The 24708-nt window shown below is 66.2% G+C and carries 26 protein-coding genes; 18 read left to right on the forward strand and 8 right to left on the reverse strand.

Annotation, left to right across the window (positions count from 1 at the left end):
• Positions 1-266: 266 nt before the first annotated feature.
• From aceA to CJ179_RS18970, 4 genes are all read left to right on the forward strand, one after another.
• A complete protein-coding gene (gene aceA, locus CJ179_RS18955) occupies positions 267-1556 on the forward strand; it encodes an isocitrate lyase (protein WP_072939629.1) in 1290 nt (429 codons plus the stop codon).
• A gap of 119 nt (positions 1557-1675) precedes the next feature.
• Positions 1676-2572 carry a 3-hydroxybutyryl-CoA dehydrogenase gene (locus tag CJ179_RS18960; RefSeq protein WP_072939631.1) on the forward strand — a complete coding sequence of 299 codons (897 nt, stop codon included), beginning with the start codon at positions 1676-1678 and terminating at the stop codon, positions 2570-2572.
• 119 nt (positions 2573-2691) lie between these two features.
• Positions 2692-4986, forward strand: coding sequence for a 5-methyltetrahydropteroyltriglutamate--homocysteine S-methyltransferase (metE, locus tag CJ179_RS18965; RefSeq protein ID WP_095862502.1), 2295 nt, complete (start codon positions 2692-2694; stop codon positions 4984-4986).
• 83 nt (positions 4987-5069) lie between these two features.
• Positions 5070-6110 carry an NAD(P)-dependent alcohol dehydrogenase gene (locus tag CJ179_RS18970; protein WP_095862503.1) on the forward strand — a complete coding sequence of 347 codons (1041 nt, stop codon included), beginning with the start codon at positions 5070-5072 and terminating at the stop codon, positions 6108-6110.
• A gap of 1 nt (position 6111) precedes the next feature.
• On the opposite strand, the gene CJ179_RS18975 is transcribed toward CJ179_RS18970, so the two are convergent.
• Both CJ179_RS18975 and CJ179_RS18980 read right to left on the reverse strand, forming a co-directional pair.
• Positions 6112-6909: an RNA polymerase sigma factor SigF gene (locus CJ179_RS18975; RefSeq protein WP_072939636.1), complete on the reverse strand. Its 798-nt coding sequence runs from the start codon at positions 6907-6909 to the stop codon at positions 6112-6114.
• Positions 6906-7340, reverse strand: coding sequence for an anti-sigma factor (locus CJ179_RS18980; RefSeq protein WP_072939637.1), 435 nt, complete (start codon positions 7338-7340; stop codon positions 6906-6908). The genes CJ179_RS18975 and CJ179_RS18980 overlap by 4 nt, the downstream gene beginning before the upstream one ends.
• 225 nt (positions 7341-7565) lie before the next feature.
• Between CJ179_RS18980 and CJ179_RS18985 the strand changes: the two genes are divergently transcribed.
• Both CJ179_RS18985 and CJ179_RS18990 read left to right on the forward strand, forming a co-directional pair.
• Positions 7566-8321 carry a GAF and ANTAR domain-containing protein gene (locus CJ179_RS18985; RefSeq protein WP_072939639.1) on the forward strand — a complete coding sequence of 252 codons (756 nt, stop codon included), beginning with the start codon at positions 7566-7568 and terminating at the stop codon, positions 8319-8321.
• 358 nt (positions 8322-8679) lie between these two features.
• Positions 8680-8988 carry an STAS domain-containing protein gene (locus CJ179_RS18990; RefSeq protein ID WP_225858508.1) on the forward strand — a complete coding sequence of 103 codons (309 nt, stop codon included), beginning with the start codon at positions 8680-8682 and terminating at the stop codon, positions 8986-8988.
• Between the two features lie 22 nt (positions 8989-9010).
• On the opposite strand, the gene CJ179_RS18995 is transcribed toward CJ179_RS18990, so the two are convergent.
• From CJ179_RS18995 to CJ179_RS19005, 3 genes are all read right to left on the reverse strand, one after another.
• A complete protein-coding gene (locus CJ179_RS18995; protein ID WP_072939642.1) occupies positions 9011-10213 on the reverse strand; it encodes a glycosyltransferase in 1203 nt (400 codons plus the stop codon).
• A 186-nt stretch (positions 10214-10399) separates the two neighbouring features.
• Positions 10400-10555 carry a DUF6131 family protein gene (locus CJ179_RS51385; protein WP_095862504.1) on the reverse strand — a complete coding sequence of 52 codons (156 nt, stop codon included), beginning with the start codon at positions 10553-10555 and terminating at the stop codon, positions 10400-10402.
• 16 nt (positions 10556-10571) lie between these two features.
• Positions 10572-11129, reverse strand: coding sequence for a DUF2231 domain-containing protein (locus tag CJ179_RS19005; RefSeq protein ID WP_095862505.1), 558 nt, complete (start codon positions 11127-11129; stop codon positions 10572-10574).
• 105 nt (positions 11130-11234) lie between these two features.
• On the opposite strand from CJ179_RS19005, the gene CJ179_RS19010 reads away from it, so the two are divergent.
• A complete protein-coding gene (locus CJ179_RS19010) occupies positions 11235-11456 on the forward strand; it encodes a hypothetical protein (protein ID WP_072939646.1) in 222 nt (73 codons plus the stop codon).
• A 21-nt stretch (positions 11457-11477) separates the two neighbouring features.
• On the opposite strand, the gene CJ179_RS19015 is transcribed toward CJ179_RS19010, so the two are convergent.
• Entirely contained in the window at positions 11478-12338 is an 861-nt protein-coding gene (locus CJ179_RS19015; RefSeq protein WP_095862506.1) for a polyphosphate kinase 2 family protein, read from the reverse strand.
• Positions 12339-12373: 35 nt separating this feature from the next.
• Here CJ179_RS19015 and CJ179_RS19020 point away from each other — a divergent pair, with 35 nt between their 5' ends.
• Complete coding sequence (locus CJ179_RS19020; protein ID WP_083395789.1) at positions 12374-13849, forward strand: NAD(P)/FAD-dependent oxidoreductase; 1476 nt, start codon at positions 12374-12376, stop codon at positions 13847-13849.
• On the opposite strand, the gene CJ179_RS19025 is transcribed toward CJ179_RS19020, so the two are convergent.
• Positions 13836-14144 (reverse strand): DUF4873 domain-containing protein, encoded by a 309-nt coding sequence (locus CJ179_RS19025; protein WP_095862507.1) that lies wholly within the window; start codon positions 14142-14144, stop codon positions 13836-13838. The genes CJ179_RS19020 and CJ179_RS19025 overlap by 14 nt on opposite strands.
• Positions 14145-14192: 48 nt before the next feature.
• A complete protein-coding gene (locus tag CJ179_RS19030) occupies positions 14193-14888 on the reverse strand; it encodes a TetR/AcrR family transcriptional regulator (protein ID WP_225858509.1) in 696 nt (231 codons plus the stop codon).
• A 190-nt stretch (positions 14889-15078) separates the two neighbouring features.
• Between CJ179_RS19030 and CJ179_RS19035 the strand changes: the two genes are divergently transcribed.
• From CJ179_RS19035 to CJ179_RS19080, 10 genes are all read left to right on the forward strand, one after another.
• Positions 15079-16350 carry a DUF445 domain-containing protein gene (locus CJ179_RS19035; RefSeq protein ID WP_095862745.1) on the forward strand — a complete coding sequence of 424 codons (1272 nt, stop codon included), beginning with the start codon at positions 15079-15081 and terminating at the stop codon, positions 16348-16350.
• 99 nt (positions 16351-16449) lie between these two features.
• Positions 16450-16956 (forward strand): helix-turn-helix domain-containing protein, encoded by a 507-nt coding sequence (locus CJ179_RS19040; protein ID WP_012689029.1) that lies wholly within the window; start codon positions 16450-16452, stop codon positions 16954-16956.
• Positions 16949-17788: a major lipid droplet protein TadA gene (tadA, locus tag CJ179_RS19045; RefSeq protein WP_072939659.1), complete on the forward strand. Its 840-nt coding sequence runs from the start codon at positions 16949-16951 to the stop codon at positions 17786-17788. The genes CJ179_RS19040 and tadA overlap by 8 nt, the downstream gene beginning before the upstream one ends.
• Before the next feature lie 72 nt (positions 17789-17860).
• Entirely contained in the window at positions 17861-18154 is a 294-nt protein-coding gene (locus CJ179_RS19050) for a DUF2516 family protein (protein WP_005251878.1), read from the forward strand.
• 211 nt (positions 18155-18365) lie between these two features.
• A complete protein-coding gene (locus CJ179_RS19055) occupies positions 18366-19157 on the forward strand; it encodes a MerR family transcriptional regulator (protein ID WP_095862508.1) in 792 nt (263 codons plus the stop codon).
• Complete coding sequence (locus tag CJ179_RS19060) at positions 19154-20185, forward strand: alpha/beta fold hydrolase (protein WP_095862509.1); 1032 nt, start codon at positions 19154-19156, stop codon at positions 20183-20185. The genes CJ179_RS19055 and CJ179_RS19060 overlap by 4 nt, the downstream gene beginning before the upstream one ends.
• Positions 20186-20367: 182 nt before the next feature.
• Positions 20368-22047: an FAD-dependent oxidoreductase gene (locus CJ179_RS19065; protein ID WP_095862510.1), complete on the forward strand. Its 1680-nt coding sequence runs from the start codon at positions 20368-20370 to the stop codon at positions 22045-22047.
• Positions 22048-22278: 231 nt separating this feature from the next.
• Positions 22279-23151: an SDR family NAD(P)-dependent oxidoreductase gene (locus CJ179_RS19070; protein WP_012689023.1), complete on the forward strand. Its 873-nt coding sequence runs from the start codon at positions 22279-22281 to the stop codon at positions 23149-23151.
• A 15-nt stretch (positions 23152-23166) separates the two neighbouring features.
• Positions 23167-23400: a ferredoxin gene (locus CJ179_RS19075; RefSeq protein ID WP_072939670.1), complete on the forward strand. Its 234-nt coding sequence runs from the start codon at positions 23167-23169 to the stop codon at positions 23398-23400.
• Positions 23401-23406: 6 nt separating this feature from the next.
• A complete protein-coding gene (locus CJ179_RS19080; protein WP_072939672.1) occupies positions 23407-24636 on the forward strand; it encodes a cytochrome P450 in 1230 nt (409 codons plus the stop codon).
• The last annotated feature ends 72 nt before the right edge of the window (positions 24637-24708 follow it).

Consider the following 24708-nt stretch of genomic DNA (forward strand, 5'->3'; position numbering starts at 1 on the left):
TACGCCGGGTTGCGTGCATGTGGTTCACCACCTGCGAGTATTTGCTACTGGCGAGTAATTTTCCTCCCCGATCGGGCAGGTTTGACGCTGAACTTTCTTAACAGTCTTTGCAAAGTGCTGTGAAAAGCTAGCCAAGATTGGCAGTAGCAACAGGTAGACGGCACTTTTTGCTTATGTCATTCTCGGTGAGTACATACGAAGGGCCTGGCAAGGATGTGAAGCAGTACATCCGTACCGGACCAGAAGTCGAAGAGAGTGGAGTCTTGATGTCGACCACCGGCACCCCGAAGACCGCAGCTGAAATCCAGCAGGATTGGGACACCAACCCGCGCTGGAAGGGAGTAACCCGCAACTACACGGCGGAGCAGGTCACCAAGCTCCAGGGCACCGTTGTCGAAGAGGCGACCCTCGCACGCCGTGGATCCGAGATCCTCTGGGACCTCGTGAACAACGAGGACTACATCAACTCGCTGGGCGCGCTGACCGGCAACCAGGCCGTGCAGCAGGTCCGTGCAGGCCTCAAGGCCATCTACCTGTCCGGCTGGCAGGTCGCCGGTGACGCGAACCTGTCCGGACACACCTACCCCGACCAGAGCCTCTACCCGGCCAACTCGGTCCCGCAGGTCGTGCGCCGCATCAACAATGCGCTGCTGCGCGCCGACGAGATCGCCAAGGTCGAGGGTGACACCTCCGTCGACAACTGGCTCGCCCCGATCGTCGCCGACGGTGAAGCCGGCTTCGGTGGCGCGCTCAACGTCTACGAGCTGCAGAAGGCCATGATCGCGGCCGGTGTCGCCGGTTCGCACTGGGAGGACCAGCTCGCGTCGGAGAAGAAGTGCGGCCACCTCGGTGGCAAGGTGCTCATCCCGACGCAGCAGCACATCCGCACCCTGACCTCGGCTCGCCTCGCGGCCGACGTCGCGGACGTCCCCACCGTCGTCATCGCGCGCACCGACGCCGAGGCCGCCACCCTCATCACCTCCGACGTGGACGAGCGTGACCGCCCGTTCCTCGACGGCACCCGCACCGCCGAGGGCTTCTACGGCATCAAGAACGGCATCGAGCCCTGCATCGCGCGTGCCAAGGCCTACGCCCCGTACTCCGACCTCATCTGGATGGAGACCGGCGTGCCGGACCTCGAGGTCGCCAAGAAGTTCGCCGAGGCCGTCCGCAGCGAGTTCCCCGACCAGCTGCTCGCCTACAACTGCTCCCCGTCCTTCAACTGGAAGGCGCACCTGGACGACGCGACCATCGCGAAGTTCCAGAAGGAGCTCGGCGCGATGGGCTTCAAGTTCCAGTTCATCACCCTGGCAGGCTTCCACTCGCTCAACTACGGCATGTTCGACCTGGCCCACGGCTACGCCCGCGAGGGCATGACCGCCTTCGTCGACCTGCAGGAGCGCGAGTTCAAGGCCGCCGAGGAGCGTGGCTTCACGGCCATCAAGCACCAGCGTGAGGTCGGAGCCGGCTACTTCGACAGCATCGCCACCACGGTCGACCCCAACACGTCGACGGCTGCGCTGAAGGGCTCCACCGAAGAGGGTCAGTTCCACTGAGTCTTGTCCTCCGAGGCTTCGACCGATCAAGGCCTCACCTGATCAACCCGACCCCGGGGAGGGGCCTGTGACAGGGCCCCTCCCCGGACGACGACTCCACTAGACGAAAAGGAGCTGACGTGACCAGCGAAAAGATTCAGCGCGTCGGCGTGATCGGCGCCGGGATCATGGGTGCCGGAATCGCAGAGGTGTGCGCTCGCGCGCACGTCGACGTTCTGGTGTTCGAGCAGACCCGTGAGCTTGCGGCGGCGGGGCGTTCGCGCATCCTGCGTTCGCTCGATCGCGGAGTGAGCAGCGGCAAGATCACCGAGCGGGAACGTGAGCAGGCCGCCTGGCGGCTGCGGTTCACCTCCGACCTCGGCGATTTCGCGGACCGGCAGCTCGTCGTGGAGGCCGTCGTCGAGGACGAGAAGGTGAAGAGCGAGATCTTCGCCGAACTAGACCAGGTCGTGACGGATCCGAACGCCGTGCTGGCGTCCAACACGTCGTCGATCCCGATCATGAAGCTGGGCATCGCCACGACGGCCCCGGAGCGGGTCATCGGGATGCACTTCTTCAACCCCGTTCCGGTGCTTCCCCTCGTCGAGCTGGTGACCACGCTCAAGACGAGCAAGTCTGTGTCCGAGCGGGCCGAGGCCTTCGCGAGCGACGTGCTGGGCAAGCAGGTCGTCCGGTCCGCGGACCGTTCCGGATTCGTCGTCAACGCCCTCCTGGTGCCGTACCTGCTGTCCGCGATCCGCATGGTGGAGTCCGGGTTCGCCACGAAGGAAGACATCGACAAGGCAACGGTTCTCGGCCTCGCACACCCGATGGGACCGCTTGCACTGACCGACCTGGTGGGCCTGGACACGGTGAAGTCCATCGCCGACTCCATGTACGAAGAGTTCAAGGAGCCCCTGTACTCGGCTCCGCCGCTGCTGCTCCGCATGGTCGAGGCCGGGTTGGTCGGCAAGAAGTCCGGCGCGGGCTTCTACGAGTACGGCGACAACGGCCGTGCGAGCAAGAAGGCCAGCTAGTAGGTAGGCGACTACAGCTGTGCGCCTTTCACGACCTCCGGCGGTTGTGAGAGGCGCACAGGTGCATCGAGCCCAGAGGCATTCTCAGCCACCGGACTGAGCCCAGAAAGGTCGACCGCATGTCCAGCACCGCAGCATACGGATCCAGCATCCTGGGGTATCCCCGCATCGGACCTCACCGCGAACTCAAGCGTGCCCTCGAGTCCTACTGGCACGGCACGGGAACGAAGGACGAACTCGTCGCCGTCGCCCGGGATCTCCAGGAGGAGACGTGGAGTGAGCTCGCCGCAACCGGTCTGACCCAGGTCCCGGGCAATACGTTCTCGTACTACGACCACGTACTCGACAACGCGCTGCTGTTCGGTGCGGTGCCCGAGCGGTTCGCGTCGCTCGAGAACCAGCTCGATCCGCTGGACTTCTATTTCACGCTGGCACGGGGCAGGCCGGACTTCCCCCCGCTCGAGCTGGTGCGGTTCTTCGGCACCAACTACCACTACCGCCAGCCCGAATTGGACGAGAACACCGAGTTCTCGCTGCGGTCCGAGATCCTGCTGGACGAGTTCGAACGGGCGAAGGCACGCGGGATCGAACTGCGTCCCGTCGTGATGGGGCCCGTGTCGCTGCTCCTGCTGTCGAAGGTCGGTCCGACGTCGAAGCGGCACGGCTTCTCGACCCTCGAGCTGCTGGACAAACTGCTGCCGGAATACGAGCTGCTGTTCGAGCAGCTCGCGAAGGCCGGCGCCACGTGTGTCCAGCTGGACGAGCCGTCGTTCACCGAGGACCGCACGCCGGAGGAGCTGGCGGCGCTGGCCCGGGTGTACGAGAAGTTGTCGCACGCGCCGCTGCGTCCCCGCATCCTCGTCACCGGCCCGTACGGGCATCTCGGGGAGGCCCTCGCCGTCCTCGCCTCCACGAAGGTCGAGGCTCTCGGTCTCGACCTCGTCAGTCATCGGCTCAGTGCCGACGAGCTGGCGAGGATCCCGGGGATGAAGCGCAAGCGCATCTACGCCGGCGTGGTCGACGGCCGGAACGTGTGGCGCGTCGACCGGTACAACACGCTGACGTACCTGAACACGCTGAAGGACGTCGTGCCCGATCTGGTGGTCTCGACGTCGACGTCGTTGCTGCACGTGCCGTACGACGTGTTGTCCGAGTACGACATTCCGGGTGACGTCGCGGACCGGCTCGCGTTCGCGAAGCAGAAGGTCGGTGAGGTGGTCTCGCTGGCCAAGGCGCTGACCGAGGGCCCGTCCGACAAGTGGCGCAAGCGTCCCACGTCGGTGCACTTCAAGCTCAAGCATGCGGTGCGCGCACGGGTCAACGCGATCAAGCCGGACGACCGCATCCGGGTCCCGTACGAGGAGCGGCGGGTCGCGCAGCAGGAGCGACTGAACCTGCCGCTGGTTCCGGCGACGACGCTGGGTTCGTTCCCGCAGACGGATGCGATCAGGAAGGCCCGGTACGAGCTGGGGCAGGGGCGCCTGGAGTGGGACGAGTACTACAAGGGGATCCAGGCGGAGATCGAAAGCACGATCCGGTTGCAGGAGGACATCGGTCTCGACGTCCTCGTGCACGGTGAGCACGAGCGCAACGACATGGTGCAGTACTTCGCGGAGCTTCTCGAGGGGTATGCCTTCACCCACAACGGCTGGGTGCAGGCTTACGGCTCGCGGTGTACACGTCCCCCGATCCTCTACGGGGACGTTTCGCGGCCGAAGCCGATGACCGTCGAGTGGATCGCGTACGCGCAGTCGCTGACGGACAAGCCGGTCAAGGGCATGCTGACGGGTCCGGTGACGATGATCGCGCGGTCGTTCGTCCGCCAGGATCAGCCGCTGTACGAGACGGCTGACCAGTTGGCGCTGGTGATCCGTGACGAGATCGCCGACCTGGAGGCGGCGGGAATCGCGATCATCCAGGTCGACGAGCCGGCGATCCGGGAACTGCTGCCGTTGCGCGAGGACGGCCGCGAGGCGTATCTCGAGTGGGCGGTCGACGCGTTCCGTCTCGCGACGGGTGCGGCGAAGCCGGAGACGCAGATCCACACGCACCTCACGTACACGAGCCGGGCGTCGGTGGTCGACGCCATCGAACGGCTCGATGCGGACGTGACGGCGATCGTGGCGACGCGTTCCATCACGTGGGTGCTCGATGCCATCAAGGAGCGGGCGCTGACCCACGGGGTCGGTCCGGGTGTGTACGAGAGCCGGTCGGCCCGGATTCCGGACATCGACGAGTTGGACGAACTGCTCACGGAGGCGAGCGAGTCGGTCTCACTGGAACGGTTGTGGGCCAACCCGGACGGCGGGCTGAAGACTCGCCACTATTGGCAGCTCGAGCCGTCGCTGCGCAACCTGGTGGCGGCCGCGAAGCGTCTGCGCCGGCGGTCCGAGAAGGAAGAATCCGAGGACTGATTCCTCAGGCGTGTTCAGGGGTCACCGCGGCAGTGGTGGCCCCGAACGTGCGTTCGGTCGCGCAAACATGTAGGCATGTAAGCATGGTTACCGCAGCCGCATATGCAGTCACGTCCGCCGACAGCCGATTCGAGAAGACCACCGTGCAGCGCCGCGAACTCGGACCGCTCGATGTGCTGATCGAGATCAAGTTCGCCGGCATCTGCCACTCCGACATCCACACCGCCCGTAACGAATGGGGCAGCACCCACTACCCGGTCGTGCCCGGTCACGAGATCGCGGGCGTGGTGAGCGCGGTCGGGTCCGAGGTCACGAAGCACCGGGTCGGCGACCGCGTCGGGGTCGGGTGCTTCGTCGACTCCTGCGGGGAATGCGACGCCTGCCGGGCCGACGAGGAGCAGTACTGCTTCAACCGGGCGACCGGGACGTACAACGCCACGGGGCGTGACGGCGAGTGGACGCAGGGCGGCTACTCGACGCACATCGTGGTGACGGAACACTTTGTCCTGTCCATCCCGGACGGTCTGGAACTGGACGTTGCGGCGCCGCTGCTGTGCGCGGGCATCACGTTGTACTCACCGCTCGCCCACTGGGGCGCCGGACCGGGCAAGAAGGTCGCGGTCATCGGGATGGGCGGTCTCGGACACGTCGGCGTGAAGATCGCGCATGCGATGGGCGCCGACGTCACCGTGCTCAGCCAGTCGCTCGGCAAGAGGGACGACGGCCTGAAATTCGGCGCCGACCACTACTACGCCACCTCGGATCCGGGCACGTTCGCGCAGTTGCGCGGACAGTTCGACCTCATCGTCAACACGGTGTCGGTGAATCTCGACATCGACGCATACATGTCCATGCTCGCGATCAACGGCACACTCGTCGAACTGGGGTTGCCGGAGAAGCCGATCGAGGTGCGCGCGTTCAGCCTCGCCGCGAACCGCCGCAGCCTGGCCGGTTCGATGGTGGGCGGCATCGCTCAGACGCAGGAGATGCTGAACTTCTGCGCCGAACACGGAATCGGCGCCGAGATCGAGGTGATCTCGGCGGACCAGATCGACGGCGCCTACGACCGCGTGGTCGGCAGCGACGTGCGGTACCGATTCGTGATCGACACGGCAACGATCTGACCTACGCGTCACCGAGTTGATCTCGCAGCGACGCCAGGGTCTTCGCGAGCAGGCGGGACACGTGCATCTGCGAGATGCCGACGCGGTCGGCGATCTGGGTCTGGGTCATGTTGCCGAAGAACCGCAGCATGAGGACGGTCCGCTCCCGTTCGGGCAGTGACTGGAGCAGGGGGCGCAGGGTCTCGTGGTTCTCGACGTCGTCCATCGCGGCGTCGTAGTCGCCGAGCGTCTCCACCATGGACAGCTCACCTGCCCGGTCCGAGGACGTGTTGTCGACGGAGACGGTCTGGTAGGCGTTGCCGGCGAGCAGTCCCTGCGCCACCTCCTCCTGTTCGAGGTCCAGGTGCTCGGCGAGTTCGCTGACGGTGGGGGCGTGGCCGAGGCTCTGCGACAGTTCGGCGACGGCCTGGCTGAGCGCGAGATGCAGTTCCTTCATCCGGCGGGGGACGCGGACGGCCCACCCGGTGTCGCGGAAATGCCGCCGGACCTCGCCCATGATGGTGGGAACGGCGAACGACACGAAGTCCGATCCGCGCTCCACGTCGAACCGGTCCACGGAGTTGACCAGGCCGAGGCGCGCGACCTGCACCAGATCGTCGTGCGCCTCGCCGCGGCCGTCGAAGCGGCGGGCGATGTGCTCGGCCAGTGGCAGGCAGCGAGTCACGACGGCGTCGCGCAGTCTGCTGCGCCGGGGGTCGTCCTCATCGAGGGCTGCCATCTGTTGAAACAGTGCTGTGACGTCCTGATACTCGTCCGGCCAACGGGCCGTGTGCCCCCCACTGTGAGTATGGGACGTCACAGACTCAGGCCATTCTTCACCTTGGTGAATTCCATGGTGGTGACGAAACCCGCGGTGGAAGGGTCGGGCTCCTGTTTCAGGTCGAGCGAATCGGTGAGGGCGTTGAGGACGTGCCAGGCGAACGAACGCTCGCCGAGGGAGTCGACCGAGGTGGTGGTGCTCGACACGTCGACTCGCAAGGTGCCGTCGAGAAATTGCAGCCGGCACACCAGAAGTGCATCCGGTGTCGCGCGGACGATCAGCTGGGTACAGATCTCGTCCATGGCCAGTTTGATGTCGGCGATGGAGTCGAGGTCGAAGTCTTCGTGGATGGCAACGGTAGCTGCCAGGGCGCGCAGTACGGAGAGCTGATCGGGCGTTGCTCGCACGCGCAGTTCGACGACGGGATGTGTGTGATCCTGGTCGGGTTCGATTGTCTTGGCGATGGCCATGAGACCTCCGGGTCGGGCGTTCCGTGCTGTCGGCGAGTGGTGGGTCGGCTCGCGCTGCTGAGAAGTCAGGGTAGCGATCCGGCGACACCGCAGGTGGAATACCGCAGAACAGGACCGATCAAACCAGTCCGATCAGTACGTTTGCGCGGGTAGTGTTGGCGGCACGATCAGCGTTCCTGAGGCCCTCGGCAGGGTCATGATGGTCACGGGAGACGAGTGAGTGGGATGCCTGACGAGATTCACCTGCACACGTTGACGAGTGACGTCGATGCCGACGCGGTCACCGTCTCGCTCGACTCCGTGCTCGAATTGCTCGAGCCCGAGGACGAGTTCGAGGTCGCGCTGAACACGGTGTGCCGTCGGATCGTGTCGACGTTCCCGGGTGCGGCGATGGCCGGGGTCACCGTTCTCCGGGCGACCGGACCGGTGACGGCGGCGGCGACCTCGGACGACGTCGTGGCACTCGAGGAGTTGCAGTACCGCTTCGGTGAGGGTCCCGCGCTCGACGCGGTGCGCTCCCGTGAACCGGTGCGCGCCGACCGCGCCGCCGCGTACGAGAGGTGGCCGGCGTACGCCGCGAGTTCCGAACCGGCAGGCGTCCACAGCTATCTGTCCGTGCCGCTGCCCGGCCCGGAGCAGTCGGCGGCACTGAATCTGTACGGACTGTTGCCGCACGCCTTCCACCGGATGGACGAGTCGGTGCTCGAGTTGCACGTCGAGGCGGCATCGGTCGCGGTGCGCAACGCGCGACGGTACGGCGAGGCGAGAAATCTGATCGAGCAACTTCGTATCGCACTTCGTTCCCGTTCCGTCATCGACCAGGCGAAGGGAATCGTGATGGCGTTGAGGGGTCTCGACGCCGAGACCGCATTCGATGTCCTCGTCACCCGTTCGCAGCGCGAGAACGTCAAACTTCGGGTGGTCGCAGAACGTGTCGTGGCGGCTGTTTCTGCCCGCACAACCGTGCATAACGGTTTGTAAACGCTCACCAGGGCAAATGAGGGCCCCAGTATCTGTTATTTCCTTGTGACACATCACAGGCGGGAGTAGTCTCGAACCGAGGTTGAACACACAGCCGATGTCGGGAAGCGCTGCCGTAGCAGACAGTGTCATGTGTCCGAGGTCGGGTCTGTCTGCAGGTGCTCCGCTTCCCCTCTCAATGTTCGAGATGGGGTGAGCCATGTCTGTTGGTCAAGGGGTCCCAGAACCTGAAATGGCGTGTTCGGGCACGGAGTTCGGTACCACGTACAAGCCGAGAGTAACGCTCGCGGCCGTCGGTTCCGCTCCGACACGCTGTGCGAGCGCGGAATTCACTTCCGAGAGGCTCGGTTCCGGGGTGATGTTGGTAGGGGTGCGAGGCGAGATCGACCTGTTCAGTGCACCGGGGTTCCGTGATTACGTGTGCACGCGGATCTCGCCCGAGGGGCAGTTTATCCTCGACATGTCGAAGGTGGACTTCATCGGAACCGCGGGTCTGTCGGTGCTCGACACCGTTCACGAGACGAACGTCCGGGACGGGCGGACGTGGGCGATGATCTGTGGCCGGCCGGTCTACCGGCTGCTCAGGGCGGCGGGCCAGGAGTCGAGCTTCCCCTGCTTCGCGTCCGTGGACAGCGCCCTCGGGGCCTGGCACGGCCGTACGGCGTAACCGGCCGAGCCGGCGCCCGAGTTCAGTGGGCGCCGGTTCGACTCGTGCGCGGAGGGGCCGACACACAGCGCCCGTAGGCGCGGAGGGTGTCGGTGGCGACCCGGTCCCACGAATAGCGGGCGCGGGCGCGATCGCAGCCCGCCATGCCGTATCCCGTGCGCAGGGCGTCGTCGTCGAAGATCTGTCGCAGGGCCTCGGCCAGGCGGACCGGGTTGCGCGGGGAGATCAGGCGTCCGGTGATGCCGTCGACCACCGTGTCGCGCATGCCGCCGACGGCGGACGCGACCACCGGGGTGCCGCAGGCCATCGCCTCCAGCGGCACCATGCCGAACGGCTCGTACCACGGGGTGCACACGACGGCGTCCGCCGAGCGCAGCAACGCGGGCATGGCGTTTCGCGGCACCCGCCCCACGATCCGTACCCGGTTGCGCACCTTCGTCTCACGGGCCAGCGTCAGCAGTCTGGACGCTTCGGGGTCGTCGGCGACGTCGTCTGCGGCCGGTCCGCCCGCGATGACGAGTTCGGTGTCGGGGAAGTGGGTGAGCGCCTCGATGGCAGTGTCGAAGCCCTTGCTCGGCGCCAGCCTGCCGACCATGACGAGGCGGTGGCGTTTGCCCTTCTCGTCGGCGCGGCCGTCGGGCGTGAACTCCTTGACGTCGACGCCGGACGGAACGACGGACGTGCGCGAGCGGGGCAGGCCGAGGTGGGAGAGTTCGAAGACCTCGTCCGTGCACGTCGCCACCACACGGGTAGCGCCGCGGGCAATCAACTGCTCCAGGTGAATTCGGTTGTGGGTGCTCGACGTGTCGGCGTGCTCGAACCGTTGCTCGACCACTCCCAGTGCGTGGAACGTCTGGACCACCGGAATGCCGAGTGTGCGGGCCGCGAGTTGCGTCGCGATCCCGGACATCCAGTAGTGGGCGTGGACGATGTCGGGCCGCTCGGCCTCCCATTCGGCCTTCAGGAAGCTGCCGAATGCCCCCATCAGCGGGAGGATCTCGGCCTCCGGCATCGGCCGTGCGGGGCCGACCGGAACGTGCACGACGGTGTACCCGCCCGCGGTTGTGACCCGTGCCGGGGCGTCCTCGCTCTCCGCCCGCGTGTAGACCGTGACGTCGTGGCCCTCCCTCGTGAGGGCCGCCGACAGTTCGGCGAGATGAATGCTCTGCCCTCCGACTTCGGCGCCGTCCGACACGTCGAGGGGACTGGCGTTGGCGGAGACCATCGAAATCCGTAATCGTCTCGAGGTGCCGACGGCGGTCGTTCTCATCGGCTGCCCGCCGCACACGGGAGGTCTGGGTTCGCGATGAATGGCCGTCATGCCACGGGGATTCCCGAAGTTCGGGTTTGTAAACCGACCGACTCGCATTCGGTCACGGGACGGGTGACACGAGCCGGCCGGTGTTGCGTTCTAGTACCAGCGACGCCTGCCGCCGACCGCACGCCCGGTCGCGCCGAGAATCCACAGGACCGCACCGATCACCACGAGGATGATGCCGATGGTCCAGAGCCAGTTGATGCCGGCCAGCCATCCGATCAGGAGCAAGATCAGTCCGAGCACGATCATGACGTTCCTCGATTCTTCATCCCACCGAAGTGAGGGGCGAGTCCGTTCGCGGACCCTCCCGCACCTCGTCGACCCCTGCGCCCATTGCGTAGGTCAGATGCCCGCCGAGCGCGCCGCCGATGCCGATCGCGAGGAGTCCCGCGGTGCTGGTGGCGACAGCGCGTCCGTCGGTCCCGTGTCTGCGGCGAAGGTAGGAGGCGAGCATGGCCACGACACCGATGGCGTTGGCCTCGGCGTGGATCAGTCCGACGCGGCGCTGAACGGTGTCGCGGTCGGCCCAATCCGCCCAGCCGGTCATCAGCGTCGGGGGAGTGGCGAGTAGTCCCAGGGCGATCAGCCTGCGTGCGCCGACGTGATCGCGGAATGCCAGATCGAAGATGCTCGCGCCGACCCACGCGCCGATGGGAATGCTGACGAGAACGGGATGCACGGGGTGCCCGAGCCAGGACCCGCGCAACAACGGGCCCGCGCCGGACGAACCGAGCGCCCCCTGGATCCGCTGCTGCAGAAACCGGCTGCCGCCGTCGAGGAATCCGGCGGCCTCCGCTTTCCGGAACACGCTCTCGAGGTTCATGACATTCGATTACCCACCGCGGCTCGAAGAAAACCGGCCCGCCTTGTCGTCGGTGCAGGTCGGGCGTAGCGTCGGGACCACGTTCTCGAAGGTGAGGTGAGTGCAATGAAACTCAATCTCTTCGCAGCTTGGGTCAGCTTCGCACTGGTTCTGCTCTCGGTGGTCTGTCTCGGCGGGTTCCTCGTCGCCGCGGGATCCGGGCAGGGCGGCTGGGCGGTGATCTCCGGGTCTCTGTGCGTCGTCGCACTGGCCGGAGCGATGGCGCTGTACGGCGGAACCGTGCGCCACGACCACAGGTTGCATCACGAATCGCCGCACCTCTTCTGACTGCGGCGCTCCCGGTCGGCGTCAGGATTCCGCGAGCCGCCGCTTTTCCGCGTCGATGTCGAAAGTGGCGGGCGGCCAGTCGAGGTCGAGTTTCTCGAGTGCGTCGATCAGCAGTTCGGTGACCGCGAGCCGGCTGTACCACTTGCGGTCGCACGGAACCACGTGCCACGGCGCGTAGTCGGTCGACGTCAGGTCGAGCATGGCCTGATACGCGTCCTGGTACGCCGGCCACAGCAAGCGCTCGTCGACGTCCGACGGGTTGTACTTCCAGTATTTGTCGCGGCGTTCCACACGCTCGCGCAACCGCGACTTCTGCTCGTCGAGTGACACGAACATCGCGACCTTGACCAGGGTCGTGCCGCTCGCGACGAGTTCCTTCTCGAATTGATTGATCTCGTCGTAGCGGCCGCTCCAGACTGCCTCGGGCACGAGATCGTGAACCCGGACCACCAGCACGTCCTCGTAATGCGACCGGTCGAACACGCCGAGTTGCCCGCCGCGGGGGACGGCCTTGCCGATCCGCCACAGGAAGTGGTGACGCTTCTCCTCGGGAGTGGGAACACCGAAGGAGGCGTGATCGACTCCCTGCGGGTCCACGTGCCCGATGACATGGCGGACCATCCCGCCCTTACCCGCGGTGTCCATACCCTGGAGCACGAGGAGCACCGACCGCCGGTCGCCGGATCGTCCGTTGGCGTAGAGCTTCTCCTGCAGGGCGGACAGCACCGCGCCGCGTTCCTCGAACAGCTGGACGCCGTCCGACTTGTCGCCGACGAATCCGGGTGTGCTCCCGCAGTCGAGTTCGGCGATCCGCCGACCCGGGTGTGACCGCAGGGCCTCGGTTGCCGGCGTCGTCCAGAATCCGCGTGCGTTCTCTGCCATGTACAGACAGTGCCACAGGAGCGTTACATGGAGGTGTGGGCGGCGAGGTGCATCAGTGCCGTGTCCTGGTGATCGGGACCGGGTTCTCCGGTCTGGGCACGGCCATCCAGCTACGCAAGCGTGGGCGCGACGACTTCATCCTGCTGGAGAAGGCGCGGGAGGTCGGCGGTACGTGGCGGGAGAATACATATCCGGGCTGTGCGTGTGACGTGCCCTCGCACCTGTATTCGTTCTCGTTCGAGCCGAACGCGGACTGGACGCAGATGTGGTCGGGGCAGGCGGAGATCTTCGACTATCTGCGCGGACTGGCCGACAAGTACGACCTGCGGCGCAACATTCATTTCGGCCGCACGATGATGGGCGGCTACTGGGACGCCGAACACTGCCGCTGGCACATCCACACCGAGTCGGGCGACGAGTACGTCGCCCAGTTCGTGGTGTCCGGGATCGGCTCCCTGCACATCCCGAACGTCCCGGATCTGCCGGGAGCCGGCACGTTCGAGGGCACCGCGTTTCATTCGGCGCGGTGGAACCACGATTACGACCTGCGGGGCAAGAAGGTCGCGGTGATCGGCACGGGCGCCAGCGCGATCCAGTTCGTTCCCGAAATCGTGGGCGACGTCGCCGAGTTGCAGTTGTATCAGCGGACGCCGCCCTGGGTGATCCCGGGCTTGAACTTCCGTATCCCGCAGAAGGCGCGGCGCCTGTTCGGCCGGGTCCCGCTGGCACGACGGATGGCGCGTGCCGCCGTCTACTGGACTTACGAATCGCTCGCGCTCGGGTTCAACGGGCATTTCCGCCTGATGAAGCCGATCGAGAGCGCGGCGCGGGGGAATCTGAACAGGACCGTCACCGATCCCGAACTCCGCCGCAAGCTCACCCCGTCCTACGTCATCGGCTGCAAGAGGATCCTCGGGTCGGACAGGTACTACCCGGCGCTGATCTCACCGAGGTCGGTCGTGATCACCGAGGGTATCGCGGAGGTCCGGCCGCACGGCATCGTCGCGGGGGACGGGACGGAGCGGGACGTGGACGCGATCATCTACGCCACCGGATTCCACGTCACCGACGGCTTCGAGAGCGTCGCCCTCACCGGGGTCGACGGCAGGCGCCTCGCCGATGAATGGCAGGAGCACGGCATCCGCACTCATCTCGGTATCACCGTCGCGGGTTACCCCAACGCGTTCTTCCTCCTCGGCCCCAACACCGGGCTCGGTCACAATTCGGTCGTGTTCATGATCGAGTCGCAGATTCGCTACGCCCTCCGGCTGATGGATCTCGTCGACCGGCGCGGCGCGGACGCTGCGGTCGTCCGGCCGGCCGTGCAGAGCAGGTTCAACGCAGACATTCAGCGGAAGCTGTCGAAGGGCGTGTGGTCCCGTGGCGGATGCGTGAGCTGGTATCTGGACTCGCACGGCGTCAACCGCGCGATCTGGCCGGGCTCGACCGTGCGTTACTGGCGGCAGACGCGGGAGGTCGATCCGGCGGACTTCGAGTTCACACCCGGCTGAAGGGTGGGGGCGTCACTCCGTCGACGAGATGGCTTCCCCAGAGATCCACTCCGGTGATCCGGGCGGTGGCCGTGCCTTCCGGGCTGGTGATCCGGAGTTCCGTGCCTGCGGACAGGTCTGCGTCCGCGCCGAGGGCATCCGTCAGGGTGCGGACGCGGCCGTGCCAGACGTACCGACCGCTGATGGGTTCGAAGTTTCCCGCCAACTGGACCTGCACGGTCACGGCGGGACGGTCGCCGACGACGACGTCGGCGGGGCCGCGGTAGCCCTCTTCTTCTTCCTCGTGTTCGTTCACACGGGCAAGTTTACCTGTAACTGTGAGTTACACAAGATTGACCGATGCCTATTCGGTCGCGTCGGCAGGCGGCAGCAGCGGGTGCGGGATCGCATTGAAGCGGGCGGGCGAGCCGTTGACCGCGGCGATGCCCGTGACGCCACCCCAGGTCATCATCGTGAGGTAGTTGATCAGGTCCTCGACCGACATCGACCGGTTGGAGATCCACCAGTGGGTGGCCAGTTGCACACCGCCGACGATTCCGTACGCCCAGGGAACTGCGCCGCCGGAGTCCATCTCCATCTGCCGCAGCCGCTCGCCGAGAACGGTGGAGAGCACCTCGGCGATCATCCGTTCCGAGTCGGCGACCGTCTCGCGGCCGGGGCCGGAACCGTTGGCCATGATGTAGAGGTAGACGTCGGGATCCGACGCCACCGTCTCCACGTATGCGGTGATCGTGGCGCGGGTCAACTCGAAGTCGTCGAGGTCTCCGCCGATGGCCTCGTAGATCCGGGGGGCGAGCGTGGTCTCCACGTACCGCGCCATGGTCGCGTTCGTCAGGTCGCTCTTGTCCGCGAAATAGCGGTACAGGACGGTCTTGGAGACGCCGATCTCGGACGCGATCTCGTCCATGCCGATGTCCCGTCCACGCAGGCGGATGGCGGCGATCGTTCCGTCGACGAGTTCTTCTCGGCGCGCGATCTTGTGCTCACGCCAGCGGCGCTTGCGCCCATCGGGCTTTGCCGCCTTGTCCAGCTTGGTCATCGACTCGGTCACCTGCTCGGGATCCTTCACGCCGTCGTTCGCCACTGACTCTCTTCACATCCGTTTCGTGTCGCGATCTCCTGTCAGCTTAGTGCGCGGGTCTTGTCTCACGGCACAACGCCGTCTGTGCGGGCGCGCGTCCCGCGGCTGGGCGACCGCCCCCGCGTCGACCTTGGGCACAATGGCGTCTGTGGATCAATTGAGCCTTTCCGTCTTCGACGACGATGCGAAGCGTCGCGATCTTCGCAAGATGAAGGCTGTCGCGACGGGCTTCCTCGTCTTCGCCACCGTGGTCTACCTCGTGTGCCGGTGGCAGGAATCTCGGGGCGCGGGGGCGTGGGTCGGCTACGTGCGGGCCGCGTCGGAGGCAGGCATGGTCGGCGCGCTGGCCGACTGGTTCGCGGTGACGGCCCTGTTCCGGCATCCGCTGGGGTTGCCGATCCCGCACACCGCGATCATCAAGCGCAAGAAGGATCAGCTGGGGGCGAGCCTCAGCAGCTTCGTCGGCCAGAACTTCCTGGCCCCCGAGGTGGTGTCCGCCAAGGTGGAGGCCGCGGAGATCCCGCTCCGGCTGGGCACGTGGATGGCGCAGCCGAAGCATGCCGCGCGGGTCGCCGCCGAGACAGCCACCATCCTGCGCGGCTTCGTCGAGATCCTCCGCGACGAGGACGTGCAGCAGATCATCGACAGCACGCTGGTGCGCCGGCTGGCCGAGCCCCAGTGGGGGCCGCCGATCGGACGGGTGCTCGGCGAACTGCTGCGAGAGAACCGGCAGTTGCCGATCCTGGATCTGCTCGCCGAGCGGGCGCACCAGTGGGCCCTCGGGAGTCAGGAGACCATCGACCGGATCGTCAGCCGCGATTCGCCGGCCTGGTCGCCCAAGTTCGTCGACGCCATGCTCGGCGAGAAGATCCACCGGGAACTCGTCGAATTCACCTGGAAGGTGCGGTCCAACCCGGAGCACGAGGTGCGGCAGGCGGCCAACCGCTTCCTCGTCGACTTCGCCGACGACCTGCAGAACGATCCCGCGACCATGGAGAAGGCCGAGAAGATCAAGGCCGAGATCATGGGACGCGAGGAGGTGACCGGCCTCGCCGCGGCGACGTGGAAGGTCGCCAAGCGCCTGATCATGGAGTCCGTCGACGACCCGGACAGCACGCTGCGCACGAAGGTCGCGGAGAACGTCGTGCGATTCGGCGAGAGGCTGCGCGACGACCACGAGCTGCGGACCAAGGTCGACGGGTGGGTGCTCGCAGGCACGCGCTACGTCGTCGTCCACTACACCGACGAGATCACCGCGATCATCTCCGACACCGTCGAGCGCTGGGACGCCGAGGAGGCGTCCAAGAAGATCGAGCTCCAGGTGGGCCGCGATCTCCAGTTCATCCGTATCAACGGCACCGTGGTCGGTGCGATCGCGGGCCTGCTGATCTACACGTTCTCGACGTTGCTGTTCGGCTGACGTCCCGCGGAACGGCCCGCTAGCTGGGTGCTAACAGAGTGCTTGCAATTGCTAGCACCCTGCTTTAGGCTTGGTGCTGCCCAGCAACACGGAGGACTGATGGCCAGCGATGACCGCGATGCGGCCGGTGCAGGAGATCTGGCAGCTCGCGTAGTCAGCAACGCCGCTCACGACATCGGAGGTTTCATTCGTGCCCAGCGCGAAGCAGCCCAGGTGTCGATGCGGCAGTTGGCGCAGCTGGCCGGTGTCAGTAATCCGTATCTGAGTCAGATCGAACGTGGGTTGCGCAAGCCCTCGGCCGAGGTGCTTGGGCAGATAGCCAAGGGTCTCCGGGTCTCGTCGGAGGTCCTGTACGTCCAGGCGGGTTACCTCGAGCAGCGGCCACACGGTCCCCTCCGTGACGCTCTGCTCGCGGATACGGCCATAACCGAGCGGCAGAAGCAGGTGCTGCTCGAGATCTACGAGTCGTTCTGTCGTGAGAACGAATCGGCGGAAGCGGCCGAATCCCGGACGTCCGAGCTTCGGACAGAAGAACACCAGCGTTCTGATTCCCAGACGCCGGAACCAGAACCCCCCACCGTTGAAGAGGAGAAAGCCGATGACTGACCAGAAGACCATCGACAGCGTCAAGACCTCGCTGTATGCGGCCGTAGGTGCCGGAGACGTCGTGGTGCAGGCCGTGGCCGACGTCGTCGCCCAGGTCCGCTCGCGCGCCGAGTCCACCCAGGGTGACGTCGAAGAGCGTGTCGGCGGCGCCAAGGAGCGCTTCGCCGGACTGCAGGAAGAGGTCACCGAGGGTGTCGAGAACCTTCGCGACCGCCTCGCCGGACTGCCGTCCGAGCTGCCCGAGGAGCTCGCCGAGCTGCGTGAGAAGTTCACCGCCGACGAGCTGCGCAAGGTCGCCGAGGCCTACCTGAAGGTCGCATCCGACCTGTACACGTCGCTCGCGGAGCGCGGCGAGGACACCGTCGAGCGCATCCGCAAGCAGCCGGTCGTCGAGGAGGGCATCGGCCGCGCCGAGACCGCCTTCGGCGACGCAGTCGAGCTGACCGAGGAAGCTCTCGGCACCGTGGCCCGCCAGACGCGCGCCGTGGGCGAGCAGGCCGCGAAGCTCGCGGGCCGCGCTTCGGGTCGCATCTCCGACACCGCCGAGGGACTCGGCGAGGCCATCGCCGACGCCGGCGACGAGGCTGCCCTGAAGGTTCTCGACCTGGGCGACCAGGCTGAGGAAGCGTCGAAGGGCGCTGCCGATCGCGTCACCGCCACCGCGGCCGACGTCCATGCCCGCGCCGACCAGGCGGTCCCGGCCAAGCATGCTGCCGCTCCCGCGAAGAAGGCTGCTCCGGCTCCCGCTCCGGCCAAGGCTGCGGCAACTCCGGCTCCGGCCAAGAAGGCCGCCGCTCCGGTGAAGAAGGCTGCTCCGGTCAAGAAGGCTTGATCCTTCACGCTTTTCGGCCCCCGCACGTTCGGTGCGGGGGCCGTTTGCGTGCCCACCTCGTAGGATGGGGCTGTGATTCAAGTTGACGGCGTCGTCTCGGTGATCTTGTTGGTGATTCGCATCGTCGCTCTGGGTGGTGCTGCGTACGCGCTGTTCCACGCGGCCCGCCAGCGCAAGGATGCGTTCACCGCCGTGGACAAATTGAGCAAACCGATCTGGCTGAGCATTCTCGCGGTCGCGTTTCTCGTCCTCCTGCTGTTCCCCGCCGTGCAGTTGTTCGGCATCGTCGCGGTCGTCGCGGTGTGCGTCTATCTCGTGGACGTGCGCCCCCGTGTCGACGACGTGCAGCGCGGACCTCGCTGGTAGGCATTCCGGCCGGACAGTTACCGCTCCTCCTCACGGCTCCGTGAAGGTCGGGGCCTTTCGCGCCCTGACGATGACAATGGACATTGTGTCAATGCTATGGTGGTTGTACGGCTACCGAGGGAGCTGACATGTCCGTCGTCCATCAGCGTGAATCGGCGAGCGATGCCCGCCCGACGTCCCGGCTGCTGCTCCGACGGGCGAACACCGTCCGATGACGGAATACCGGATCGACGACCTCGCACGCGAGGCGCGGGTGAGCGTGCGCAACGTGCGCGTCTACCAGGACCGCGGACTGCTCCCGCCGCCGCGGAAGCAGGGGCGCACGGGGTGGTACAACGACTCGCACCTCGCGCGGCTGCACCTGATCGGGCGGATGCTCGATCGCGGCTACACATTCGCGACCATCAGCGAACTGCTCACCGCCGCGCACTACGGACTCCAGGTCAAGGACGTTCTGGAGACCGACGACCCGGGCAGCCGCTGGAAGAAGCGCAGGCCCGCGGCACGCCTGACGATCGCCGAGCTGAAACGCATGTTCGGGGCGCAGACCACCGAGGCCAACATCGCCCGCGGCACCGAACTCGGTGTGCTCGTTCCCGCCGGGGACGACTATTCGGTCGACAATCCGCGACTGATCGAGGCGGCGCAGGTCCTCGTCGACGCAGGCATCCCGCTCGAGGACGTCCTCGAGCAGACCGCGGCGGTGCGACGCGATCTCTCGGACGTCGCCGCGCGGTTCGTTGCCGTCGTCGCAGACCGCTACCTCGCCGCCGAGGGGGAGCCGCTCGAACTCGACGAGGCGAAGGTCTCGGCAATCGCGCGCCTCGTCGACCAGATGCGTCCCCTCGCGCACGACGCCGTCCAGTCGCTGTTCGAAGAGGCGATGGAGGAGCAGATCTCCCGGGCCCTCGAGCGGGCGGCCCGGCAACTCGGCGAGACACCGGGTCCGGCGTCGGGCACAGACACCAACAGAGCAAGTGAGACAGGACAGGGGCAGGAATGACCAGCAGTTCGCGCACCATCGCCTTCCGGGCGCTCGCAGGCGCAGCCGGGGTCGGCGCCGTCGCCGCCGCGGCAGCGGCGATCCGTCACAAGCGCGCCACCCGCGGGTTGACGTTGTCGACCGAGGTGGCCCCGAACGAATTGCTGCGCACCCCGGACCTGCGCCCGGACGTGACGGAGATCCTCACCGACGACGGAGCGACGCTGTACGTGCGCGCCTACGGTCCGGTGGACGGCGATCCCATTGTGCTGAGCCATGGTTGGACGTGTTCGACCGAGTACTGGTACCCGCAGGTGAATGCGCTCGCCGAGGAGTACCGCGTCATCACCTACGACCAGCGTGGGCACGGCCGCAGCTCGGTCGGATCGCTTCCGCTCGGTCCCGACGTCCTCGCCGACGACCTGTCGGAGGTGCTGAAGGCGACGGTGCGTGAAGGCAAGAAGGCCGTGCTCGTGGGTCACAGCATGGGTGGCATGAGCATCATGGCGTGGGCGGGACGGTACCCCGGCGAGGTCAAGGAATATGCGTCCGCGGTCCTGCTCGCCAGCACCGCCTGCGACCGGCTCGTCGCCGAGACCACCGTCATACCGTTGCCGAATCGGTTTCCGCGCGTGCCGGTTCCGGTCGGCCGCGCCGTCCTGAGCACCCCGGTCCCGTTGGTGTCTTCGCCGGTGATGACGCGAGCGCTGCAGTACGTGTCGATGTCGCCGAACGCTTCGCGCGCCGAGGTCCAGTTCTGCGAGAACATCGTCCGGGACTGCAAGCCGCGCATCCGCGGCGGCTGGGGTGCTGCCCTCAGCGGCCTCGACATCCACGAGGCACTCGACCACCTCGCGGTTCCGACGACGGTGCTCGTCGGTTCCATGGACCGGTTGACCCCACCCGTCCATGCCCGCAAGCTCGCTCGCGTCCTGGACGAGGCCGGTCACCTCGAGCGCCTGATCGTCCTGCCCGGCGTCGGTCACATGAGTTCCGTCGAGAGCATCGACGAGTTCGACAAGGAGATCGTGCGGCTGCGCAACCTCTGACCTTTCGGCTGCCCCGCAGTCGGTCGGGCCCACACGCCGGGTGGCGTGTGGGCCCGATTTTTTTGTGGCGGTGTGAGGCTTGACACACCGACAACATTACATCTAACGTAATTTGTATCACTGTAAAACGTGACGCGACCCAGCGTTCCACCGATCCGGTCATCAGGCGATAGGAGCTCACGTTGGCTCATGTAGTTACGCAATCCTGCTGCAACGACGCGAGTTGCGTCGCGGTCTGCCCAGTCGATTGCATCCATCCCACTCCGAACGAGCCCGGCTACGGCAGCGCGGAGATGCTGTACATCGATCCGGTCGGCTGCATCGACTGCGGCGCATGCATCGATGCGTGCCCGGTCGACGCGATCGTTCCCGACTACGACCTGACTCCGGAAACCGCGCGCTACGAGGAGATCAACGCGGCGTTCTACGCGAACCGGGATCAGCCCGTCCCCGTACCCGAACGTCCCGTTGCCGAGGCTGCCCGGGTGTCCGAACGCGCACTGCTGCGGGTGGCGATCGTCGGTTCCGGGCCGTCCGGCTGCTACGCGGCCGAGAACCTGCTGTCCCGGATCGGTCCCGCCGTGGAAATCTCCTTCTTCGAGAAGCTTGCGACACCATTCGGGCTGATCCGATTCGGTGTCGCACCGGACCATCAGGGGACCAAGGCGGTCGCCTCCCTCTTCCAGAAGACGGCGTCGCGGAAGAATGTGGACTTCTACCTCAACGTCGAGGTCGGCACGCACCTGACTCACGACGACCTGCTCGCGCATCACGATGCGGTGATCTACGCGGTCGGCGCCCCCGCCGACTGCTCGCTGGGGATTCCCGGTGAGGACCTGCCCGGAAGCCACTCGGCAACGGAATTCGTGGCCTGGTACAACGGTCACCCCGACCACGCGCACCGCACGTTCGACCTGTCGGGCGAGCGCGCCGTGATCATCGGCAACGGCAATGTGGCGTTGGACGTGGCCCGAGTGCTCGTCGCCGGCACCGCCGAGTTGACCAAGACCGACATCGCCCCGCACGCATTGAAAGCGTTGTCGGAGAGCAGGATCAGAGAAGTGCTCGTCGTCGGCCGGAGAGGTCCGGCGCAAGCGGCGTATACGAATCCGGAGTTGCTCGCGCTCGGCCATCTCCCCGGCGTGACTGTCGCGGTACGGCCCGAGGAGGTGGTGCGGGAGGCAGATGGGCGGACCGACTCGATCGAGGCGATGAAAGCCAGGATCGTCGCAGAGTTCGCCGCCGCCCCGCACATTCCGGGATACAAACGTATTGCGCTGCGCTACCTGCTTTCTCCGGTATCGGTTCTGGGAGACGGCCGGGTAGAGGGGATCCGCCTGGTCCGCAACGAGCTGGTTCAGGATGCGGACGGCCGTTCCAGGGCGGCTCCCACAAGTGTCGTCGAGGACGTCGACTGTGGTCTGGTCCTGCGGTCGGTGGGGTACCGGGGGATCCCCGTCGCGGGAATCCCCGTCTCGGGTGCACGATCCACGATGCTGAACGTCGGAGGTCGTGTGCTGGAACCGGACGCGAGTGGACCGATGTCCGGTGTGTACACCGTCGGGTGGATCAAGCGAGGTCCCTCCGGCGTCATCGGAACCAACAAGGCGTGCGCCGCCGAAACTGTCGACAAACTCGTAGACGACTTCCACTCCGGTCGATTGGCGGCTCCCGGGGGTGGCCGGCAGGATCTCCGCCGGCTGGTTGCGGAGCGGCGTCCCGAGCGCATCGACTACGACGGATGGAAGGCGATCGACGCGCACGAGCGGCGACTCGGCAGGGAATCGGGCCGGCCGCGCGTGAAGCTCGTGGACACCGCCTCGATGATTGAAATCGCTTCGAGTGCATCTATTTCCGGCTGATATCACCCTGATGCGCGCCGACCCGGCGCGCGTCGAAGAAAGTGATTGACGTCTCATCACCTAACGGTATAAGGTTTAGTCGGATCGGGGATGCGGCCCGCACTCGATCCTCTCGACCGGCGACAGCCCCGCCGTCGAGGATCGGAACAGTCTCGCCGCCCGACTTCGCCGGACGATGTCCCATGCACCGCAAGTCTCCGGCATCTGACGAATCATCACAGAGGAGTTCACATGAAACTTCAGGACAAAGTCGCCGTCATCACCGGAGGTGGATCCGGGCTCGGACGCCAGGGTGCGCAGTTGTTCGCATCGGAAGGCGCGAAGGTGGCGGTCGTCGACATCGACGGCGACCGAGCCGAACAGACCGCGAAACTGGTTGAACAGCAGGGCGGAACGGCGATCGCCATCACCGCCGACGTGAGTGACGAGGCCGCCGTCTACCGCAGCGTCGAGACCACCGTCGAGCAGTTCGGCAAGCTCGACATCATGTGGGCCAACGCGGGTGTCGTCTCCCGCGGTGGTGTCCCGTCGGTGGCGGGCGGCGAACACGTGGAGTTCCAGGACCTCACGGATGCGGACTGGCAGCACGTTCTCGGAGTCAACCTCAGCGGCGTCGTGTACTCCTGTAAGGCTGCTGTGCCTGCGATGCGGGCCAACGGCGGCGGCACCATCCTGGCGACGTCGTCCGCGGCTTCCTTCGCCGCCTATCACAGCATCGCGATGTACTCGGCGACGAAAGCCGGTGTCAACGGCCTGGTTCGTGGCCTCAGCCTGGATCTCGGACGCTACGGCATCCGCGTCAATGCCCTCGCACCCACGCACGGGATGTCGCCGAACTTCCTGATGGGCCCGGGCACCCCGGTGATCGGCCAGTCCTACGAGGAGACCGCGGGACCGTGGGATCCGGGCGTCTCGCCGATTCCGCTCAAGCTCCAGCGTCCGCCGTCGCTCGTGGACAACGCGAAGGTCGCACTCTTCCTCGTGTCGGACGACTCCGCATACATTTCCGGTCTGACGCTGCCCGCGACGGACGGTGGCACACTGTCACGAGTCGCGATGATGTTCGAAGAGGACACGCCGACTCCCACGCTTCCCGTCGACTGAGCGGAGCGTCCGTCGATGACCATTCATGCGCAGAACCGTGCGCAGTCGTTGAAGGTCGACCGATCCGCCTGTGCGGGCCACGGCCTCTGCTACGGCGCGGAACCCGAGATAGTCGACAGCGACGACCAGGGCTTCCCCATCGTCGTGGCCGAACCTGTTCCCGAGGAACTACGAGATCAACTGGGTGCCCTCGTCGAGATGTGCCCCGAACGCGCGCTGAGCGTCGAACTCCCGAATTCGGAAGGCTGAGAAGCAGTGACGACAACCCAACTACCCGAGAACCTCATCGTGGACTTCGACGTCTACGACCAGACGTTGGCGATGCCCGAGGACGTGTTCCAGGAACGCGCGGCGGCGCTGCGGGCCATCGGCCCAGTCGTGTATTCGAAGGCGCACGGCGGTCACTGGATCGTGACGCGCTACGAGGAGATACACCAGGTCCTGCGTGATCCGGAGACCTTCTCCAGCTACCCGAACAATCTCGTGAACGCGGGCCAGGGGAAGTTCATCCCGATCGAGCTGGACCCGCCGGAGCACACGTTCTACCGGCAGGCGCTGCAACCGCTGTTCAGTCCCAAGCGGATGAAGGAACTCGAGCCCCAGATCCGGGACGTCATCAACGAGCTCATCGACGACTTCGCGGCACGCGGTGAAGCCGAGTTCATCTCGGAGTTCGCCCACGAGCTGCCGACGCGGGTGTTCCTGGCCCTGATGGGCTGGCCCCTCGAAGACGCCGAGATGTTCACCAAGACGACGGACGTTGCACTGCAGGGCATTCCCGGTGGAACGGAAGAAGAATCGGCCAAGGCCCGCGAGGATGCGGCCAACCAGATCTTCGGCTACTTCGGTGCCATCGTCGCCGGAGTGCGGTCCGGTGAGAACACCTCGGACAGTCTGACCGCGCAGATCATCAACACCCCGATCGAGATGGAGGACGGGGTACGGCTGCTCACCGACGAAGAGCTGTATCGCATGTTCTTCCTCCTGCTCATCGCGGGCCTGCACACGGTCCAGGGTTCACTGGCGTGGGGGATCATCCACCTGGCGAACAATCCGGGGCAGCGGCAGGAGATCGTGGACGATCCCGACACCATCCCGGCGGCGGTCGAGGAGATTCTGAGGATCGAGGCTGCGGTGATCGCGGGCCGGCGAGCGACCCGCGACGTCGAGATCGGCGGCGTCACGATCGCGGAGGGGGAACAGCTCATCGTGCTGCTCTGCTCGGCGAATCGCGACGGCAACGAGTTCGAGGATCCGGACGAGCTGAGGATCGACCGCTCGCCCAACCGTCACCTCTCTTTCGGTGCCGGTCCTCATCGGTGCATCGGGTCTCACCTGGCACGAATCGAGCTCAAGCTGGCCATGGAGGAGATTCACAAGCGGTTGCCCGATTACCGACTGGTTCCGGAGGATCCGCCGATCCTGCACGCCACCCAGGTTCGCGGCTGCATCCGGCTCCCGATCACCTTCACTCCGTCGGCCTGAGGCCGGGCGGACGTCCGAGGCAGTTGTCCGTGGTCCTGTGGGACTTCGGGCAGCTGCCTCGCTCTTTTGGTG

It is taken from the genome of Rhodococcus sp. ACS1 (genome assembly GCF_002300155.1).
Taxonomy (GTDB): domain Bacteria; phylum Actinomycetota; class Actinomycetes; order Mycobacteriales; family Mycobacteriaceae; genus Rhodococcus_F; species Rhodococcus_F koreensis.

Bases quoted from the DNA above. Each gene is read 5' to 3' on its own strand.
- CJ179_RS19055 (WP_095862508.1), top strand. From the start codon at position 18,366: ATGACGGAATACCGGATCGACGACCTCGCACGCGAGGCGCGGGTGAGC.
- CJ179_RS18970 (WP_095862503.1), top strand. From the start codon at position 5,070: ATGGTTACCGCAGCCGCATATGCAGTCACGTCCGCCGACAGCCGATTC.
- CJ179_RS19070 (WP_012689023.1), top strand. From the start codon at position 22,279: ATGAAACTTCAGGACAAAGTCGCCGTCATCACCGGAGGTGGATCCGGG.
- metE (WP_095862502.1), top strand. From the start codon at position 2,692: ATGTCCAGCACCGCAGCATACGGATCCAGCATCCTGGGGTATCCCCGC.
- CJ179_RS19010 (WP_072939646.1), top strand. From the start codon at position 11,235: ATGAAACTCAATCTCTTCGCAGCTTGGGTCAGCTTCGCACTGGTTCTG.
- CJ179_RS18995 (WP_072939642.1), bottom strand. From the start codon at position 10,213: ATGGTCTCCGCCAACGCCAGTCCCCTCGACGTGTCGGACGGCGCCGAA.
- CJ179_RS19060 (WP_095862509.1), top strand. From the start codon at position 19,154: ATGACCAGCAGTTCGCGCACCATCGCCTTCCGGGCGCTCGCAGGCGCA.
- CJ179_RS19075 (WP_072939670.1), top strand. From the start codon at position 23,167: ATGACCATTCATGCGCAGAACCGTGCGCAGTCGTTGAAGGTCGACCGA.
- CJ179_RS51385 (WP_095862504.1), bottom strand. From the start codon at position 10,555: ATGATCGTGCTCGGACTGATCTTGCTCCTGATCGGATGGCTGGCCGGC.
- aceA (WP_072939629.1), top strand. From the start codon at position 267: ATGTCGACCACCGGCACCCCGAAGACCGCAGCTGAAATCCAGCAGGAT.
- CJ179_RS19030 (WP_225858509.1), bottom strand. From the start codon at position 14,888: ATGACCAAGCTGGACAAGGCGGCAAAGCCCGATGGGCGCAAGCGCCGC.
- CJ179_RS19015 (WP_095862506.1), bottom strand. From the start codon at position 12,338: ATGGCAGAGAACGCACGCGGATTCTGGACGACGCCGGCAACCGAGGCC.
- CJ179_RS19040 (WP_012689029.1), top strand. From the start codon at position 16,450: ATGGCCAGCGATGACCGCGATGCGGCCGGTGCAGGAGATCTGGCAGCT.
- CJ179_RS18990 (WP_225858508.1), top strand. From the start codon at position 8,680: ATGTTGGTAGGGGTGCGAGGCGAGATCGACCTGTTCAGTGCACCGGGG.
- tadA (WP_072939659.1), top strand. From the start codon at position 16,949: ATGACTGACCAGAAGACCATCGACAGCGTCAAGACCTCGCTGTATGCG.
- CJ179_RS18985 (WP_072939639.1), top strand. From the start codon at position 7,566: ATGCCTGACGAGATTCACCTGCACACGTTGACGAGTGACGTCGATGCC.
- CJ179_RS18980 (WP_072939637.1), bottom strand. From the start codon at position 7,340: ATGGCCATCGCCAAGACAATCGAACCCGACCAGGATCACACACATCCC.
- CJ179_RS19005 (WP_095862505.1), bottom strand. From the start codon at position 11,129: ATGAACCTCGAGAGCGTGTTCCGGAAAGCGGAGGCCGCCGGATTCCTC.